Origin of the sequence: Hyalangium versicolor (assembly GCF_020103695.1) — a bacterium.
Classification (GTDB): domain Bacteria; phylum Myxococcota; class Myxococcia; order Myxococcales; family Myxococcaceae; genus Hyalangium; species Hyalangium versicolor.
Map to the genome: position 1 here is coordinate 19,759 of NZ_JAHXBF010000008.1, position 17,324 is coordinate 37,082.

The following is a 17,324-nucleotide window of genomic DNA, read 5'->3' on the forward strand; positions in this document are numbered from 1 at the left end:
TTCCCTGTCTGGGGGCATGCTCGAATGAGTGGAGCCCAGAGACGGAGGAGGCATTGACACAAGCCGAGCCGTCCGTCGCCACCCAGCAGATTCAGGCGACGCCACTTTGTCCCGCGCCGATTGATCCCACCCAGAGCGTCGCCTGTCCTCCCTGCCCGATCGACCTGCAGCGAGTCGATGGCACCTGTACGCCGCCGCCTCCCCCCGCGCAGCGGCCGTCCATCCCCGGATCGCTCTCGTATCCGTCGTACCTCACCCGGCCTTCGTACCTGGTGAGCTGGGGCTCCAGCACCGGCTACGGCCTTCCCGTGACGTATCAGTTGGAGGAGCAGATCAGCACCGGCGTCTGGCAACAGCTCTCCAGCACCTCCAGTCTCTCCAGCACCATGAGTGGACGGGCCTCGAATGTCTATAAATACCGCGTCCGGGCATGCAACTCGGTGGGGTGCAGTGGCTACACCACGGGCTCGGCCCTGGTCGTGAACCTGCCCCCAGTCACGGATGTCTATGCGGACTATCCCTTCTTGCACGATGTAGATCAGGAGAACACCCAGTACGCCGCCAGCTCCCAGGGCTTCAGGACTGGTTTCCAATCCTCATCGTCCGCGCAGACGCGCTCGGATGTCCGCCTCAATCCGTTGCCGGTGGTGGATGGCCAGTTCTACCTGGGGCAGGGCTATAACGTACTCAAGGACGATTACGCCCAGAACTGCATCGACACGAATCGCCCCGGGTTCCAGATCCTCTCCAACCCGGTGAACTACCGCTCCATCAGCGTCGAGCGCGCCGCCAGCGTCAGTCAACTGAGCCAGCTGCTCGACGTGAACATGTCGGGAGGCTTCTCGCTGGGGGTGGATGGCTACTCCGTCGATCTGAGCGGCAGCAAGAAGCGTTACTCCGAGCAGGTTGGTGACAGCTACCAGGAGTGGGTGGTTGTCCGCTGGGAGCAGCAGATCGATCACTGGACCCTGGACACGTCCGTGGATCCCATGAAGCCCGCCATCGTCTCGCAGATGATCGTCCCCGGTAACGTGAATGCCCAGCGGGCCTTCCGCGAGTTCTGTGGCGACAAATATGTCTATGCCGTGGTCCGGGGGGCGAAGCTGTACATGGTCTTCCGCTTTGATACCAAGAGCTATAGCCTGACCGAGCGGGCGCAGAAGGCGGCGGGGGTGGTGGCCAAGATCAAGGAGGTGCTGAACGCCAATGGCTCCAGCACTGTCTCCGAGGAGACCCGGCTCTACTTGGAGCAGCTCAAGGTCACCATCAAGGCCTACACCGTGGGTGGGGACAAGGAGATCGAGTCGATCGCGCTGACGGGCGCGAACTTCGCCACGAAGTTCCAGGAGTTCGTCAACAGCGTGTCGGTCAGCAACTCCGCCGCAGTCGAGCAGTCCATGAGCCACTACGTCCAGCCGCCTCAGTTCTACAACTACGATTACTTCCAGCTCTTCGCCGACTACCGCGTGCCTGCCGAGCAACTGCGCCGCTGGAACACCCTTGATCTCGAGCGGGAGCAGCGGTGCCAGTTGATCCAGACCTATGGGTACGCCGCGGGTGCGTCGGCCAACTGCAACTGGGGCAAGCAGGAACTGGAGACGGCCAAGTCCTACTGCATCGAGACGGCCAGCTGGAGTAAGTGCGCCCATCCCTTGTCCTATTACACGGGCAATCTTGGGCCGCTTGGCTCGGGGACGCTGCTTTACAACTGGCTGGGACAGAACATCTCCTCACTGGAGAGGACGACGAGTTCCAACTACTTCGATCACCACGTCTCGGGTGGCTTCTGGAACAAGGAGTGCGGCTCGTTCACGGACGATACCTGCCTGCCCATGTCCGGCTGTGTGGTGGATGCGTTCCTTGGAGGTCACGAGGGCGTCGGCAAGGGCTTCGACCGCATTGTGAGTGAATGGGATGGGCCTGGCGATGGCAGTACGAAAGGCATTCCCTACATCGTGAGCAATGGGGCTATGTGCGTGCGGACGGCCTCCACGCTCTGCACCTCCCGTTTCGGCGATACGACGGCTGACTACAAGTTCGATCAGGTCATCTACGGCCAGTGTCCCTACACGCGGCAGTTCGCCATCGTCCCCTGAGCGGGCCGGGCGAGCGCTGAATTCCGTGGGAGCGTGAGCCCCGGTGTGTCCATGCCATTGGCTGGAGCACCGGGGCTCCTTTTGCTGGAGGACGGTTCGCTTGAGAATGGTCTGTGCGCTTGTGCGCCTTCCTGGATGAACGAAGAGGTTCGAGGCAGTCTCGATGGACTGCCCCTGGCGGTTGTTGTACGCCGCCAACACGAGCATGAGGCGCGTTCCTGTTCAGGCCTGGGTGGGGTTGACTCTGCTGGGAGGGCTCGGCGTGCTGAGCCTCCTTGCCGGCCGTGTCTTCCCCCACGTGCTCGCGGGCACCTGTCCCCTCGGCAATGATCCGACCCATCCCGATCGCACCGTGTGCGAGCTGGCATTCGGCGGCCTGTGGATCTCCCTCGCCATCGGGCTCGCCGCCGGAGCACTGTCCACCGGCATCGGCCTGTTCGTGGCGGCCGTGGCCCGGCTGGCCGGAGGCAACCTCGAGCGCTGGGTGATGCGCCTGGCCGACGCCTTCTTCGCCCTCCCCGATGTGCTCGTGGTCATGGTGCTCCAGCTCGCCGGCCAGTCCCTCGTGGATGCAGGCAGCGGCGCCGGCCTGGGCCCCTTCGGCCTCATGGTCGTATCCCTGGCGCTCGTCGGCTGGGCAGGCCCGGCCCGCATGTTCCGCAACCGCCTGGACACCCTCGAGAGCCAGGAGTTCATCGCCGCCTCGCGCGCCCTAGGCGCCACCCGGGCCCACGTGCTCCGCGTCCACCTGTGGCCCGCGCTGCGCCCCTTCGTGCTCGCTGTCTTCCTTAGCCGCCTGCCCGCCGCCATCCTCGCCGAGTCCACCGTCAGCTTCTTCGGCATCGCCCGCATGGAGCCCATGTCGCTCGGCCGCTACCTGGGCACCAGCTACGCCGCCCTCATCTACGAAGGCGGCAGCCGCGTCGTCATCCCTGCCTGGCTGCTCCTCGTGCTGCTGGTGCTCGGCGCCTCGCTCGCCTCCCAGGCGCTCGCCACACGCCCCCGTCGGGCCTGAGTTGCCCAACCCCTCGGGCTGCCTCGGTTTTAAGCTCTCTCCGCGAGGAATTCCCCGTGTGCGTGGGTGGGTTCCCCCAACGCACACAACTCTTGTCCAACCGAGCCGAGCCATGTCCCTTCCGACCGACGATCTCTCCCTTGCCACCAGCTCCGAGCAGGCAAGCCCTGAGCGGCGTGACGACGAGCTGAAGCTCGACCCAGTCCGCGGCGCGGTGCTCGTCGTCGAGGACGATCCCGCCAACCGCGAACTGCTCGTGGAGCTGCTCACCCAGTGGGGCTACGAGCCGCTCCCCGTGGGCAGCGCCGAAGAGGCGGAGTTCGCCGTGCGCAACAAGCGCATGGACGCGGCCATCGTGGACGTCTTCCTCCCCGGCCGCAGCGGCGCCACGCTGATGTCCCGCCTGCGCGAGCGCTTCCCCCAGGCCGTCCTCATCGGCGTGAGCGCGATGAGCGATGCCGCCATGGCCCGCAAGTGCAAGGGGCTGGGCGCGGACCTCTTCATCGGCAAGCCCGTGCTCCCGGAGAAGTTGGCCCAGGCGCTCCAGTCCAAGCACACCAGCTGGCACTGAGTCCCACCCCCACCGTCTTCCAGTGGGGCTTCACAGCTTCCAGGGGGCCCGGGCGCGAGATAATGGGTTGCGCGCCCCTACCTGGAAGGTCGATGCTGACCCCGTGCAGACGCTCGCTCCTGGGTTGCTTCTGGCGATGCCCCAGCTGGGGGATCCCAACTTCCACCGCTCGGTCGTGCTGATGATCGAGCACGGGGATGGGGGCTCCATGGGGCTCGTCATCAACCGAGGGGCCCCCCTGACGCTCGGAGAGCTGGCGAGGGGGCAGAACATGAAGATCTCCGCCGAGCGCACCGCGCAGCCCGTCTTCGTTGGAGGCCCGGTGGAGCCTCACCGCGGCTTCATCCTCCACGACGACGAGTCCATCCCCGAGAAGCACACGGTGCTGCCCGGCCTGTTCCTGAGCGTGACGCTGGACGCGCTGGGCCCGCTGTTGGAGAACCCCGAGCCGCACGTGCGCTTCTGCCTGGGCTATGCGGGGTGGGGGCCCAAGCAGCTGGAGGCGGAGATGAAGACGGGTTCCTGGCTGTTCGCCGAGGCGACGGCCAAGGCCATTCTCGAGAGCAACCCCTCCCAGCTCTGGGACGAGACGGTGCGGGGGATGGGGTTTGACCCCGCCATGCTCATGGTGGGAAAGGGGCTGCACTGATGCTGGACCCGGAACACATCCGCGAGCGAATTCTCGGGGCCCTGCCGGGCTCGGAGGTCAACGTCCAGGACACCACGGGCACGGGTGACCACTTCGAGGCCACGGTGGCCAGTCCGGCCTTCACCGGCAAGCCCATGGTGCAGCAGCACAAGCTCGTCTATGCCGCCGTCCAGGACTGGCTTCAGACGGGCGAACTGCACGCGCTGGCGCTAAAAACGTATACCCCCGAGCAATGGAAGAAGCTCGGGACTCGCTGAGGAAGGACCTGACTCATGACGCCTGAACTCAAGGCTCGCTTCGACGAAGAGATTCGCTCCCACAAGATCGTCCTGTTCATGAAGGGCAATGCCCTGTTCCCGCAGTGCGGCTTCTCCGCTCGGGCGCTGCAGTTGCTGCAGCCCCACGGCCAGGTGCACACGGTGGACGTGCTGGCCGATCCCGAGGTCCGCCAGGGCATCAAGGACTACACGAACTGGCCCACCATCCCCCAGATCTTCATCAACGGGGAATTCGTGGGCGGCTCGGACATCCTCATGGAGCTGGCCGATCGCGGCGAGCTGGCCGACCTGGTGGCCGGCAAGAAGTCCGAGAGCTGAGCCCTCTCGCACAGGGGGTGATGGCCGGGGGTCTTGTCCCGGCTCTCACCTTCGGGCGTAAAATGGGCAGCTGTGGCTACCGTGACACCTCCTGCCCCTGGTGAGCCGACCGGCTCTGCTGAGCCAACGCCGGTCGCTGCTCCTCCGCCGAACACCCTCGCGAACGCCGTTGCCGTCGACGCGAAGCCCGCCGATCCGGAGGATTCGATCCCCACGGAGAAGACGGGCACGTTGATGGAGCGCGTGCAGGATTGGCGCAAGAAGAACGAGCTGCTGGAGACCGGCGCGTTCTTCTTCGTCGGCTTCGTCTACGACGTGCTCACGCTGAGCCGTATCGACGACACGTTCACCTTGGTGCAGCAGTTCCTGTACCTGGGCGTGCTGGCCTCGCTGCTGGTGCTGGAGCAGCGCTACCCGGAGGGGGCCGAGCCGCCCAAGGCGCTGGCCAAGGTGTGGAAGTGGCGCGAGGACGCCATCCACTTCTTCTACGGCAGCCTGCTGAGTTCCTACACGCTGTTCTTCTTCAAGAGCGCGTCCGGGCTCACCGCGTTCCTGTTCCTGGTGGCCATGTTCGGGCTCATGGTGGCCAACGAGCTGCCGAACTTCCGGCAGATCGGCCCCGTGGTGCGCGTGGCGCTCTTCAGCACGTGCACGGGCATGTACTTCGCGTACTTGCTGCCCATCCTCATCGGCAGGGCGAACTTCTGGGTGTTCCTGCTTGCGCAGGTGCTCGCGGGAGGGTGCGTCTTCGGGGTGATGAAGCTGCTGCGCCGGTGGAACATCCTGGATCAGCTCCAGGTGCTGCGGCAGATCGCCCTGCCGGGCTTCAGCATGCTGGCGGCGCTGCTGTTCCTCTACCTGGTGCGCGTGCTGCCGCCGGTGCCGCTGGCGGTGCAGTTCAGCGGCATCTACCACGCGGTGGAGAAGCAGGGCTCCGCGTACGCGCTCTCGTACCAGCCGAAGTGGTGGAAGTTCTGGCACAAGGGAGACCAGGACTTCAGCGCGCGCCCGGGGGACAAGGCGTACTACTTCTTCAGCATCTTCGCGCCCAAGGGCTTCGCCACGTACAAGGTCAACGTTCGCTACTACTACGACCATCCCCAGAAGGGCTGGACGAACGTCAGCACCGTGCCGCTCACCATCAACAACAAGGGAATCGAGCGCGGCTACCGGACCTTCGCCTATACCTCCAACCCCAAGCCCGGTGACTGGCGCGCGGTGGTGGAGACGGAGGACGGTCACGAGATCAGCCGCCTGTCCTTCTCCGTGGAGGAGGACACGAGCACCGAGGCCCGCCAGTTCGAAGTCTTCATGCACGACCCGGACAAGAAGCCGGAGGTCGTCGCGGAGAAGAAGTAGCGCTCGAGGCGCGGCTCAGGCGGCGCTGGCGGGCTCGGTGCCCTTCAGCAGCGCGGCCTCGGCCACGCTCTGGGGCTCGTTGGACCAGAAGCGCTCCCACTGAGGGCGCATGGCGCGTGCGTCCTGCCGGCCCAGTTCGATGAGGATGTCCGCGAAGCCTCCATCGAAGAGCAGGTAGGAGGCCATGTCCGCCTCGCGCGGGGCCTCGCGCTCCACCAGGCGCAGGATGGCGCGGTGGGCCAGCCCGCTGCTGCTCTTGCGGAACTCGGCCGTGCGGACGTACTCGGCGGCCAGCTCGCCCAGGTCTCTCGAGGGCCGCACCAGCAATTCCCGCACGTAGCGCACCGGCTGGCTGCGGTGGGGGTGCACCGCCGTGCTGAGCACGTCCGCGAAGCCTGGGCCGTACGCCGCCGTGCCGGCCTCGAGGATGGCGTTGAGCCGCCGCAGCCGGCCCAGGTCCTGGTCCGTGCGGTCCACCATCAGCATGTTGAGCATCTTGCCCACGAGGAAGGGGGCGCTCGCGACGGCGTCCTCGCGCTCCTTCTGGCTGGCGGGCGTGGCCGTCTTCTCCTTCTCCACCTGGAGCTGGGGCCGCATGGAGATGACGATGACGCGCTGGGCGCCCAGGCGCAGGGCCGGGCTGATGGGGACGTTGAGCCGCAGGCCTCCGTCGATGTGGAGCTGTCCCCGCACGCGGACCGCCGGGAAGACGACGGGGATGGCCGCTGAGGCCAGCGCGTGGTTGGGGCCGATGCGGGTGGCCACCGCGCTGTAGTCGGGATCATCGCTCCACTTGGGATGGGTGTTGTCGCCTCGCTGGACGAAGACGATGGCGTTGCCCGTGCCCACGTGCGTGGCGCTGATGGCCAGCGAGTCCAGGTGGCCCTTGCGCAGGTTCCGGCCGATCTGCAGCCAGCGGATGCCTTGGCCCACCAGGGCGCGCAGCCCGCGCGGATCCACCAGCCCGCCGTACTGGATGTCCCGGGTATGGTCCGTGGGCTTGCTGAGGGCCTCGCGGATGATGCGGAAGATGTCTCCGTAGCTGCAGCGGAGCACCTCCTCCACCTTCATGGCGTGCCAGTGCGCGACGAGCCCGCGGGCTTGCTGCAGGGGCTCGTGGCTGGTCGCCGCCAGGTAGCACGCGTGGATGGCTCCCACGGAGGTGCCGGCGAGGATGTCCAGCTTCAGCTCGCGGCCGAAGTGCGGCTCGAACTCCTCGCGGAGGTAGGAGAGCACTCCGGCCTCGTAGGCCCCTCGCGCCGCGCCGCCCGCCAGCACCAGTCCTGTCTTCAACCCGCTCGTCATGGCCGCCGTCCCAAGTCCGGCGATTCTATGGCGAGCGTGGGGAGGATCGTTAGGGGGGCCCCTCCTTCGAGGCGCCAGGGGTCAAGGCACGGGAGCGGCGGCGGTCCCCTGCGCGGGTGGGGCGTCGGTGGCAGGAGCAGCCGCCTGGGCAGCGGCCGCCGCCTCGGCTGCCGCCTTCTCGGCCAGGGCCTTGGCTTCGGCGCGCTTCTTCGAGTCGAGCTCGGCGGCCGTCTTCATGGAGGCCAGGCCCTTCTCGAAGTCCCCGCCCACCATCTTGTCCATGTTCATGAACATCGAGAATGCCTTGCCCATGAAGTCGTTATGGCCCTCCATCTTCCACGTCACCTGAGTGCCCTCGCTGGCCGGCGTGAAGGTGAAGGTGGTGGTGCTGGTGGCGGGGAAGGGCTTGATGAACTCGAGCTTGATGCGGACGAACTCGCTGGCCTTGCTGTCCTCGATGGTCATCCGGCCCTCGCCCACCTGGTCGTTGCCGGTCCAGGAGTAGATGGCGCCTGGGCCCGAGGCGCCGTCGAAGGTGCGCTTCATATCCGGATCCAGCTTGTCCCACGGAGACCACGCGCCCCAGTTGTGGAAGTCGTTCACCTGCGCGAAGGCGAACTCCGGCGCCGCCTGGATGGTGGCCGAGCGCTGCACGGTGAATTCGGCCGGACGGGTGGCGATGACCCCGGCCAGCACGACGAGCACAGCGACAAGGCCGAGGAGGATCTTCTTGAGCATGGTGGGTCCCCTATGTGGCTCCTACCTGTGGAGCCGGGTGCCTCATAGAGGATTCGGGCGGTTCTCTACAAGCCCACCCCGGGACAACTCCGTGTCTCGTGGCGGAGCTCAGCCCGCGACGAAGTTGACGAGCGATTCGAAGAGCGCCGGATGACGCGCCAGGGCATGGAGGACACGGACGCGCAGTGCTGGGTAGCGTGCGATCATCAGCATCAGCCGCACGGAGAGTGCGTAGCGCCAGTAATGCCGGGCGATCGCGCGCTCGTAGGGCAGCAGGGAAGCTCGGGAGGCACCTCGGGCGAGGATGTCGGGCAGGAGCTGACCCAGGGTGCTCGCGCCTCGGAGCGCCAGCGTGAGGCCCTCGCCGGTGATGGCGTCCACGTAGCCGGCTGCGTCTCCAACGAGGACGAAGCGATCGAGGATCCGCGTGCGGACCTTGCGCAGGAATGGTCCGGCTCCTCGCGCGCTGGAGTCCGGCGCGGCGCCTTCGAGTCGCTCGCGGAGGGCAGGGAAGCGGTGCAGGAGGTTCGGGAAGGAGATGGGGCCCTCGACGTTGCCGTCCTCCCAGAGGAAGGCCACGCCGACGCGATCGCTGCCCGCGGGGGTGACGTAGGCCTCCAGGCCTCGCGCGAGGTGGATCTCGACGAACTCGGACCAGGGGGGCAGGTGGAAGTGCTGGCGCAGGCCGAAGCGCCGGGGCTCGTGTGCCTTCACGGGCTCCTCCAGCCCCTGGGCATGACGCAGCGGCGAGGCGAGTCCGTCCGCAGCCACCAGCAGCCGGGCCTCCACCTCTTCTCCTGTCGCGGTCGTCAGGAGGACGCGCTCGGGAGTGCGGAGCACGTTGGCCACGCCGCAGCGATCCTGCAGGGTGACTCCTGCCTCTTGAGCCGTTCGCGTGAGCGCTGCGGCCAGGGCCGTGCGGCGGATGCCGAGCCCCGGCGTGGGGTTGAAGCGGCCAGAGACGTTCGTGCCGTCCTCCTGGATGTAGCGGACGCCCACGATGGGAGCGCAGTCCGCGGGAGTGAGGTACTGACGGGCGCCGAGCGCCTCGAGTTCCCTCAGGCCCGGAGGCGCGAGGCCCTCGCCGCAGGCCTTGTCCGCGGGCAGGGCCTGGCGATCGAAGACGACGGTGGAGAGCCCTCTGCGCGCGGCGTGGATGGCCACCGCGAGCCCCGCGGGTCCTCCTCCGACGATGGCGACGTCGATCGTCCTCACGGGGGAGGCAGGCCCGGAGTCTCGGAGTTGCTCTTCGGGAGGAAGCGGGGGCGCTGGGAGAAGGCCTGTTGGTACTCGGCGCCGAGCGCCTGTTCCTCGGCGCGGATGCGCACGTACAGCAGGGCCGCGTTGCCCAGGGAGAAGGCCACGGCCGTCAGGTAACCGCCGTGGATGAGCGGCAGGAAGATGAACTCGAGGATGACGGCCACGTAGTTGGGGTGGCGGATGTAGCGGTAGGGGCCGGCCGTCACGGGCGTGGCGCCCGGGACGAAGATGATGCGGGTGTTCCAGCGCTCGCCGAGCGTGGAGATGGCCCAGTAGCGCAGGGCCTGGGCGGCGATGGCGCCCGCCAGCGAGACGTAGCCGAGCAGCCCCGGGAAGGGGCGGTGGAGCGCGAGCGGCTCGATGGCGCAGGCGAACAGGAAGGCGGTGTGGAACAGGACCATGACGCGGAAGTGGCCCTGGCCCACCTCGCGGCCGCCCTGCTCGAGCGCCCTCTTCGCGTTGCGCCGCGAGAGGGCGAGCTCGTACAGGCGCTCGGCGCCGATCAGCCCAAGGAAGACGTAGTAGGCGGCGAGCGTAGGCGCCTCACTTCTTGGCCTTGGCCCACACGCGCTTGATCCAGGCCTCGACGTCCTTGGCCGTGCGCGGGATGCCGCCGGAGAGCACCTTGCAGCCGCGCGCGGTGACGACGACGTCGTCCTCGATGCGCACGCCGATGCCGCGGTAGCGCGCCGGCACGGTGAGATCGTCCGTCTGGAAGTAGAGGCCGGGCTCCACGGTGAGCACCATGCCGGCCTTGAGCTTGCCGTACTTGTAGGCCTCCTGACGGGCCTGGGCGCAGTCGTGCACGTCGAGTCCGAGCATGTGGCTGACGTTGTGGAGCGAGTAGCGCTTGTAGAACTGGTGTTCGTCCTTGAGGGCCTCCTCGGCGTCCTCGAGGATGCCCAGGCGCTCGAGGCCCGAGGCGAGCACGCGCATGGCGACGCGGTTGGGCTCCATGAAGTCGTTGCCCGGCTTCACGGCGGCGATGGACTTCTCCTGGGCCTCGAAGACCAGCTCGTAGATCTCCCGTTGCTCCTTGGAGAACTTGCCGGAGACGGGGAGGGTGCGGGTGATGTCTGCGGTGTAGAGGTTGTGGCCCTCGACGCCGGCGTCCAGGAGCAGCAACTCTCCCTTCTTCACGGGGCCGTCGTTGCGCGTCCAGTGGAGGACGCAGGCGTGCGAGCCGGCGGCGGCGATGGTGCCGTAGCCGACGTCATTGCCCTCGACGCGGGCGCGCAGGCCGAAGACGCCCTCGACGGTGCGCTCGGTCTTCGTGCTCTTGAGGTTGGCGATGACGTCCTCGAAGCCGCGCTGCGTGGAGTCGATGGCGGCCTGGAGCTCGCGGATCTCCTGGGCGTCCTTGATGAGGCGCATCTCGGAGAGCGCTTGGGCGAGGGCCTTGTCGCGCTCAGCCTGGGCGGGGATGACGTCGTCCACCTTGCCGGAGAAGCCGCGCAGCACGCGGGTGGGGCGGGAGACGGCGCCGTGGAGGCCTTCGAGGAAGGCCTTGAGCTCGGGGAGGCCGCGGGCCTCATCCACGGCGAAGCGGGCCTGGCTCTCCTTCACGCCGAGCCGGGGGCCGACCCAGAGCTCGCCCTTGACTCGATCGGTGAAGAAGGTGGCGTCGCTGCGGCCGGGGTTGGGCTCGACGAAGAGGATGTCGGTGTGACCGCCGCCTTCCTTGGGCTGGAGGACGAGGACGGAGTCGGGCTCGGTGTTGCCGGTGAGGTAGTAGAAGTCGGTGCCTGGGCGGAAGCGGTAGTAGGTGTCGTTGGCGCGGACCTTCTCGTGGCCGGTGGGGATGACGAGCGTCTCACCTGGGAAGAGCTGGGAGAGGGCCTTGCGGCGGGCGCGGTAGGCGTCGGCGAACTTGAGCTTGGGAGGGAGCTTGCGGCTGGCGGGCTTCCAGCGCTTCATCATGAAGTCGAGGAGCGCGGGGGGCGGGACGGTGTCGTGGCTTGCGGGCTTGGCGGGAGCGGCCTGGGGCTCGGAGGTGACGGGCTGGGCGGCGGAGGGCTGGGCAGCGGTCTCGGAGGCGGCCTGGGCGGCTTCGGACTGGGTCGTCATGGGGTGCCACTCTTGAACAACCGCCCGGCGGGCATCAAGCCCTCAGGGGGCGGAATGGGGGGAGATGTTCTCCCGGAGAAGGGCTACCTGCCCGAGGAGGACGGGGACAGCCGTCTCCACCCGGAGGATGCGGGGGCCGAGGGTGAAGGGGTGGAAGCCGTGGGCTTCAAGCAATTCCGCCTCAAAGGGGACCCAGCCGCCGTCTGGGCCGATGGCGAGCACCACGCGGGGTGCCGTAGGGATTCCCACGGTGGTGAGTGACTGGCGGGCCGGAGGGTGGGGGAGGAGGCGGAGGGGTTCGCGGCCGAAGACGGTGTCGAGTTCGTCTTCGACGAAGGGGCGGAAGCGCTCGCGGATGAGGACTTCGGGGAGGCGGGTATCGCGGGCCTGTTCGAGGCCTTGGAGGAGGAGTTCCTGGATGAAGTCGGGGGCGAGGACCTTGGAGTCGAAGTAGCTCTTCTCGACGCGGGCGGCGTTGACGAGCACCACGCGGTCGACGCCGAGAGAGGCCACGGCGGGGAGCACCTTCTTGAGCGCCTTGGGCCGGGGGATGGCGAGCAGCAGGTCCACGGCGGCGCGGGCCGGAGGTGAGTCGGTGAGGGAGACGCGGAGGTGGAGGGCGCCTGGGGTGTTCTCCAGCACTTCGCCGGTGCCGACGAGACCACCGAGCCTTCCCACGCGGAGGGTTTCACCGGTCTCTGCGCGCAGCACTTCGCGAGCGTGCTGCGCGCGGCGGCCGGTGAGGCGTGCGGTGCCGTCAGGGAGGAAGTCCTCGTCGAAGAGCAGGAGCAGGTTCACGGGAGGACTCCATGCCTTGGGAGCGGAGGAGCTGCAAGCCGAGAACGGTGATGGAACTCTCCGTTACGTGACGTTGCGTGCTCGGCGCTGGTAGCTTCGAGAGGCCTTCACGGGAGGGACCGATGTGTTGGCGCAGGTCTGCGCGCCAGGTAGGGAGCACTTGGACGAGTGTCGTAAGTGCGGGGGCCCGTAGGTGCGGAGGTCGAGTTGGCGCAAAGTCGTGGTGGCCTTTAGCGGCGTGCTGCTGCCATTGCCGCTCGTGCTGCTGTTGTGGGCACTGTTGAAGCCGGAGGTGCCAGTGGATGCACCTCCAGGTGGGCGTGTCAGCCCCATGCTCAACCAGGAGCAGCGCATGAGTTTGGTGACGTACGGTCGGCACTGTGGGCCGGACGCGAAATGTGAGCCGCCGTTGGGATGCTTGTTCGACGCCCGGTACCCACGGTCGACCTGCACGGATAGCCAGTGCATGACGGATGCACAATGCCAGGAAGGCCAGTCATGCCAGACGCTAGCCACCTGGGGAGGTGGGCCGCAGGTGCGCGTCTGCGTCCCCATTGGCCCGCGCCAGGAGGGGGAGGGATGTGTCAGGCTTCCACGGAACAAAGCAAACTCCTGCGCTCCTGGATTGGTATGCGGTGGTCGTGTCGAGGGTTGGTGCGCCCATTCATGCCGTCCAGGCCGCGCACCAGGCTGTCCCGCAGGCTTCTTCTTCGCTGATACCGAGCCTCAACCTCTATGCCTGCCCACGTGTGAGAAGCGCGGCTGCCCCACGGGGCAGCAGTGCGTCCCCTTCAGCGAAGGCGCTTCCATGTGCGCACAGGTGTATGGCCCCCAGTGCCAGCAGACCCCTTGTGCTGATGGCCGGAAGTGCGAAGTGATCTATGAGCCATCGCATCCAGACAAGGTCTGGATGGAGTGCGTCGAGAAGTGTGGCGAGGGCTTACCCCCCTGTGGCACCGGGAAGGTCTGCGATGGATGGCACTGCCTACCAGCCTGCGACCCTCAGGGCTCGGATGTGTGTGGTGAGGGCTATCACTGCAGCCGCAGTTGGGAGGACGGGCCCTTCTCATGCCAGCCGCTTTATTGGGATTGGACGATGGGAATCTGAAGCAGGGGCTGCCCGAAAGAGGAGGCGGCACTTGTCTTGGAGCGATGAGGCGATTTCCTCTCTTTCTTGAGTCGGCCTGTGTTTTCCTCCTTTAATAATCAAGAGTGATCTTTCCGGTTCATAGGGAACGATCAGACTCCGAGGTTCTTCGTCCTATCGCCTATGAGGTCTACATGCACGGTTCGTTCATAATCATCGTTGTAGTCTCTTTTCTCGGAGTCGTCCGTTCTGCCCATGCACAGACCGCTGACATCCCGCATGCTTCTGAGGCGGAGGCTGCCTCTGCCAACAAGGGCGCCCAACTCGACGGAGCGGCTGTGGCGAACGAGTCGTCTGCGCTCAAAGTGCAATCGGCACAAATCGAGGCGAAGGCCGCGAAAGAGGAGGCCACAGCGGCGAAGGAGGACTTCGATACGCTGAAGAGCGGCAAACTCATCAGCTCGGGACTCACCGGCGGTCTCGCTCTGGCCGTTCAAACCCCGCTTGGAACCGTCAACTCGACGGGCCAGCAATCGTCGAAGGCAGTCGCTATGCCATACGTGCTAATGCTGCCGGCATATTTCGCCAAACCTGAAGCGGTGCGGGTTTACTGTGCCTCCACTTGGGGCAGCGGCAGTGAGAGCACAGCCCAGCGGGCGGCGATGGCGATCGCAAAGGAGCGCGCGGAGTTGCTCTTTGACGCTGTCGTATCCGCCATCCACGCTGATCAAAAGGACGATGCCGCCATTGCGACCCAACTTCTGGGTGACAAGGCAATCGAGGTTACCAGAGACAACACAACAAGGAAGGTCTATAGCGCCCAAGAAGTGGTCGCGGCCATTCGCGACTGGGACTCGTCGACCACAAGCGATCAAACGGCGAAATCGAATAAGCGTAACGAAATCATCCAATGGCTCGCTGCCCAGGACTGGAACCCCTCGCTGAAGGGGCGTTGCGGCTCGACGAAAGTTGGAGTCTGGGTCGGCAAGCCGATCGCCTACGATGTCCGTTCCACAGTGAAGGACGCAGGACAAGCGGAGCGGCAATTCTCGTCGGTCGTAGCCTTCGGCTTGGGGTACAGCCCCAACGCATACTTCTCCATCCTCGGTGGTGTGACTCTCGGAAACATCTCAGACGTGCGGGACGATAACACGAAAGTCGACGTGCCATGCTGGGCGGGAACCGTAGCGATTGGCGGAAATCTCGACCTCCTTGGTGGAGTGTTCAAGTAGCTGGCGTTCTCGTCGCTGCGAGCGAAATCCCGCGCTTCCTGTGGTTCGTCTCTACCCTGCGGCGCTACCGCATCGCGCCCCGCCAGGTCAACGCCTCCAGACCGCTCTTCACCCGGCGGGCTACTGCCGGCCGCTGAGCGTAACCCAATGGCCATCATGGATGTGAATGACGCACCTCTCGGTCGATGATGGCCATCAATTTGCCCGCTCGCTCGTCCACTAATGAGCCTGCTCGGTAACACCTGTTGGGATTCACCTACCACTGGGGCTTGTCGAGGAAGGGCAAGTGGGTGGTGAAACTGAGGACTGCGAAGGATCGCTTCATCCCAAGAGGATGTTTGCCTGGCAGCGTGGGCAACGGTCGCACCCGCGTTCTCCGGAAGCTGTGCGTCTGTCTGCTGAGAGGGGTGCTGCGGAGTGGAAGAGGCTCAAGTAGGAGCCCGCGGTGGTTCTCCGTCAACGGGGCCCTGTGAGACGGGGAGTCGTGTATCGCGGGTCTGTTTGAGTCCTTGGAGGAGCAGTTCCTGGGTGAAGTCGGGTGTGAGGACCATGGAGCCGAAGTAGTTCTTCCCCACGTGTGCAGCGCTGACGAGCACCACGCGGTCGACGCCGAGGGAGGCCACTGCCGGGAGTTCCTATGCGATGCTCCGGTCTTCTGACGGGCCGTGGGCGATGTCACGATGCATGTGCCCACGGCATGCATGGGAGGCGGCTTGTGGTGTAACGACCGGTTTCTTCCGAGGCGCATGCTGGCCCTGAGTGCCAGCGTGATGTGGATGGCTTGCGGTGCGGTTCGCCTCCAGCAGGGGCAGCAATACGCCCAGACCACGGATTCGGCGACGAGCGCCTGTCGTCAGGCACCTGAGTTGTGCGCACCTGGGCCGGGGGAGAAGGTGGCAGTTGTGCCCCACCTGAGGCTCGTCCCGCCACCGGAACCGCTGCCTCCACCAAGCATGGGCGTGTCCTCGGTAGCGACGGCGGTGATGGGCGCCGGGGTGATCAAGGCCAGTGGCGCGTTGGATGCGGAACTGCAAGCGAACATCGACACGGCGTTGGCCGAATGCGCCCCGCAAGCCCGGTTGGAGGTGATGGCAAGGTACTTCGGGAATCGAGGGCCGACGCAGGAAGAGTGCGCGGAGCAAGTGGGCACGGACAGCCAGGGGCGGCCTGTCACGCGAGCGATGCGACTGGGAGAGGAGCAGCACCATGTGGCGCTCAAGTGTGCCGAGGAGAAGCTCAAGCGGTTGAAGCCAGGGGGCTTCAGCCTCATGCCTCGCTACCGCGTCAATCCGCAGTCGGCTGGAGCAGAATACATTCCTCAAGAGGAGGTGCAGGTGTTGCTCCAGCAGGGACGGCATGCGGAGCTGCGAGGGACGATCGAGCCGGACATCGTCATTCACCAACAGGGGAAGCCGCATGAGGTCCAGGACGTCTACGACTTCAAGTTCCCATGCGTGAACACGGGCAAGGTGTCTCCGTGGCGGCGATACCCGACTGGGCACCCTTACGAAGACAGCAATCAGGGGCAGGTGTACGCGAGGGCCTTGGGTGGAACGCCTGCACGTGTTCAGCCTCATGTGGGAGTCGTTCGATGACTGAGCACTATCCCCGGATTCGCCATCCCGGTGATAACGGCAGCCTCCTGATCCGTGAGGGACTGAGCTTCACCTTCTACATGCGCCGCTCGCACTCCGAAGTGGCGCATCGGGTGTTGAGCGCGCTGGAGACGTATCTGCGCTTCATTGGCCCAGGCTCCCTCGGCTGGTACGCCGATGAGGAAGGTGAATTGCACCCACTCGATGAGCGCGGTTGGGAATGGACGCGGCGTGAGCTCTTGGGAGACAGGCTGCGCAGCGCGCAACTGATGGACGCCTCCAGAGCCGAGGATCGCTACCGCTTCGAATATTGGGGCAAGGATCTCGAATCTTCCCTGGGGAGGAACAAAGCGAACGCCGTGTGCTCGGCAACGTTCTGGCTGCCTACGGAGGTTTTGGAGGAGCAAGGACCGGAGCGGGTGCGGGCACTGGCCATGGAGCTGGCGGCCCCTCTCCCGCTCTGTTCCGGGCACGGAGGGCTGTCCTTCAATGCGGAGTATGACGTTCCAGGCGTACGGAGGGTGCTGTCGCAATATTGGTTTCGCCATCCAGGTATCGATGTCTACGACTCGCCGTGTGACTACTCCTGGGAGGTGGGCACTCGGGTGAGAGCGCCTCACTGGCTCACGTTCCTGGGGCCGCCCGTGCTGGAAGAGTTGGGTGGATGGGAGGGACTGCGCTCACGGCTCCACACTCCAAGCACCACGGTCCAGGCGATAGAAGAGGACAAGGTCCTCATCACCCTGGGGCCCTGGCCCGAGGCCGGTGATACCGAGCGAGGTGACACGCTCCCGGCCTATCGCGAACTGGCCAAGGTGCTCGAACCCTGGCGCTTCGAGGAACCCAACAGGCTCGTGCTCCAGTCTATGGAGGAGACCCGGCGCTGGGAACGGCGCTTTCTGGATTGAGCCTCCAGCCACTCAACGTGCACGTGGAAATCCGAGACTTCTCGCACT

The 17,324-nt window shown here is 66.0% G+C and carries 16 protein-coding genes; 10 read left to right on the top strand and 6 right to left on the bottom strand.

What is annotated here, in order from left to right; all coding sequences use genetic code 11:
* Positions 1 to 53: 53 nt before the first annotated feature.
* The 7 genes from KY501_RS17825 (at position 54) to KY501_RS17855 (ending at position 6,286) form a co-directional block, all read left to right on the top strand.
* On the top strand, positions 54 to 2,096 hold the full coding sequence (locus KY501_RS17825; protein ID WP_224364379.1) for a hypothetical protein: 2,043 nt from the start codon (positions 54 to 56) through the stop codon (positions 2,094 to 2,096).
* A gap of 205 nt (positions 2,097 to 2,301) precedes the next feature.
* Positions 2,302 to 3,111: an ABC transporter permease gene (locus KY501_RS17830; protein ID WP_224364713.1), complete on the top strand. Its 810-nt coding sequence runs from the start codon at positions 2,302 to 2,304 to the stop codon at positions 3,109 to 3,111.
* 112 nt (positions 3,112 to 3,223) lie between these two features.
* Positions 3,224 to 3,682, top strand: a complete 459-nt coding sequence (locus KY501_RS17835) for a response regulator (RefSeq protein ID WP_224364380.1) — start codon at positions 3,224 to 3,226, stop codon at positions 3,680 to 3,682.
* A gap of 103 nt (positions 3,683 to 3,785) precedes the next feature.
* Positions 3,786 to 4,331, top strand: coding sequence for a YqgE/AlgH family protein (locus KY501_RS17840; RefSeq protein ID WP_224364381.1), 546 nt, complete (start codon positions 3,786 to 3,788; stop codon positions 4,329 to 4,331).
* On the top strand, positions 4,331 to 4,588 hold the full coding sequence (locus KY501_RS17845) for a BolA family protein (protein ID WP_224364382.1): 258 nt from the start codon (positions 4,331 to 4,333) through the stop codon (positions 4,586 to 4,588). The genes KY501_RS17840 and KY501_RS17845 overlap by 1 nt, the downstream gene beginning before the upstream one ends.
* A gap of 15 nt (positions 4,589 to 4,603) precedes the next feature.
* Positions 4,604 to 4,927: a Grx4 family monothiol glutaredoxin gene (gene grxD / locus KY501_RS17850; protein ID WP_224364383.1), complete on the top strand. Its 324-nt coding sequence runs from the start codon at positions 4,604 to 4,606 to the stop codon at positions 4,925 to 4,927.
* An 81-nt stretch (positions 4,928 to 5,008) separates the two neighbouring features.
* Entirely contained in the window at positions 5,009 to 6,286 is a 1,278-nt protein-coding gene (locus KY501_RS17855) for a DUF2914 domain-containing protein (RefSeq protein WP_224364384.1), read from the top strand.
* Positions 6,287 to 6,301: 15 nt separating this feature from the next.
* Here KY501_RS17855 and KY501_RS17860 read toward each other — a convergent pair whose 3' ends face one another.
* From KY501_RS17860 to KY501_RS17885, 6 genes are all read right to left on the bottom strand, one after another.
* A complete protein-coding gene (locus KY501_RS17860; RefSeq protein ID WP_224364385.1) occupies positions 6,302 to 7,591 on the bottom strand; it encodes a patatin-like phospholipase family protein in 1,290 nt (429 codons plus the stop codon).
* An 81-nt stretch (positions 7,592 to 7,672) separates the two neighbouring features.
* Positions 7,673 to 8,329 carry an SRPBCC family protein gene (locus KY501_RS17865; RefSeq protein WP_224364386.1) on the bottom strand — a complete coding sequence of 219 codons (657 nt, stop codon included), beginning with the start codon at positions 8,327 to 8,329 and terminating at the stop codon, positions 7,673 to 7,675.
* 108 nt (positions 8,330 to 8,437) lie between these two features.
* A complete protein-coding gene (locus KY501_RS17870; protein ID WP_224364387.1) occupies positions 8,438 to 9,544 on the bottom strand; it encodes an NAD(P)/FAD-dependent oxidoreductase in 1,107 nt (368 codons plus the stop codon).
* Positions 9,541 to 10,014, bottom strand: coding sequence for an isoprenylcysteine carboxyl methyltransferase family protein (locus KY501_RS17875; protein ID WP_309242971.1), 474 nt, complete (start codon positions 10,012 to 10,014; stop codon positions 9,541 to 9,543). Before KY501_RS17875 ends, KY501_RS17870 begins: the two co-directional genes overlap by 4 nt.
* 118 nt (positions 10,015 to 10,132) lie before the next feature.
* The gene (locus KY501_RS17880) at positions 10,133 to 11,656 is read right to left on the bottom strand and encodes an aminopeptidase P family protein (protein WP_224364388.1); all 1,524 of its coding nucleotides are present in this window, start codon (positions 11,654 to 11,656) and stop codon (positions 10,133 to 10,135) included.
* A 42-nt stretch (positions 11,657 to 11,698) separates the two neighbouring features.
* Positions 11,699 to 12,454 carry a 16S rRNA (uracil(1498)-N(3))-methyltransferase gene (locus tag KY501_RS17885; protein ID WP_224364389.1) on the bottom strand — a complete coding sequence of 252 codons (756 nt, stop codon included), beginning with the start codon at positions 12,452 to 12,454 and terminating at the stop codon, positions 11,699 to 11,701.
* A gap of 1,281 nt (positions 12,455 to 13,735) precedes the next feature.
* Between KY501_RS17885 and KY501_RS17890 the strand changes: the two genes are divergently transcribed.
* The 3 genes from KY501_RS17890 (at position 13,736) to KY501_RS17900 (ending at position 17,276) form a co-directional block, all read left to right on the top strand.
* Positions 13,736 to 14,773 carry a hypothetical protein gene (locus KY501_RS17890; protein ID WP_224364390.1) on the top strand — a complete coding sequence of 346 codons (1,038 nt, stop codon included), beginning with the start codon at positions 13,736 to 13,738 and terminating at the stop codon, positions 14,771 to 14,773.
* 893 nt (positions 14,774 to 15,666) lie between these two features.
* On the top strand, positions 15,667 to 16,368 hold the full coding sequence (locus tag KY501_RS17895) for a hypothetical protein (protein ID WP_224364391.1): 702 nt from the start codon (positions 15,667 to 15,669) through the stop codon (positions 16,366 to 16,368).
* Positions 16,365 to 17,276, top strand: a complete 912-nt coding sequence (locus tag KY501_RS17900) for a DUF3396 domain-containing protein (RefSeq protein ID WP_224364392.1) — start codon at positions 16,365 to 16,367, stop codon at positions 17,274 to 17,276. The genes KY501_RS17895 and KY501_RS17900 overlap by 4 nt, the downstream gene beginning before the upstream one ends.
* The last annotated feature ends 48 nt before the right edge of the window (positions 17,277 to 17,324 follow it).

Bases quoted from the DNA above. Each gene is read 5' to 3' on its own strand.
- KY501_RS17830 (WP_224364713.1), top strand. From the start codon at position 2,302: ATGAGGCGCGTTCCTGTTCAGGCCTGGGTGGGGTTGACTCTGCTGGGA.
- KY501_RS17835 (WP_224364380.1), top strand. From the start codon at position 3,224: ATGTCCCTTCCGACCGACGATCTCTCCCTTGCCACCAGCTCCGAGCAG.
- KY501_RS17845 (WP_224364382.1), top strand. From the start codon at position 4,331: ATGCTGGACCCGGAACACATCCGCGAGCGAATTCTCGGGGCCCTGCCG.
- grxD (WP_224364383.1), top strand. From the start codon at position 4,604: ATGACGCCTGAACTCAAGGCTCGCTTCGACGAAGAGATTCGCTCCCAC.
- KY501_RS17860 (WP_224364385.1), bottom strand. From the start codon at position 7,591: ATGACGAGCGGGTTGAAGACAGGACTGGTGCTGGCGGGCGGCGCGGCG.
- KY501_RS17865 (WP_224364386.1), bottom strand. From the start codon at position 8,329: ATGCTCAAGAAGATCCTCCTCGGCCTTGTCGCTGTGCTCGTCGTGCTG.
- KY501_RS17880 (WP_224364388.1), bottom strand. From the start codon at position 11,656: ATGACGACCCAGTCCGAAGCCGCCCAGGCCGCCTCCGAGACCGCTGCC.
- KY501_RS17890 (WP_224364390.1), top strand. From the start codon at position 13,736: ATGCACGGTTCGTTCATAATCATCGTTGTAGTCTCTTTTCTCGGAGTC.
- KY501_RS17900 (WP_224364392.1), top strand. From the start codon at position 16,365: ATGACTGAGCACTATCCCCGGATTCGCCATCCCGGTGATAACGGCAGC.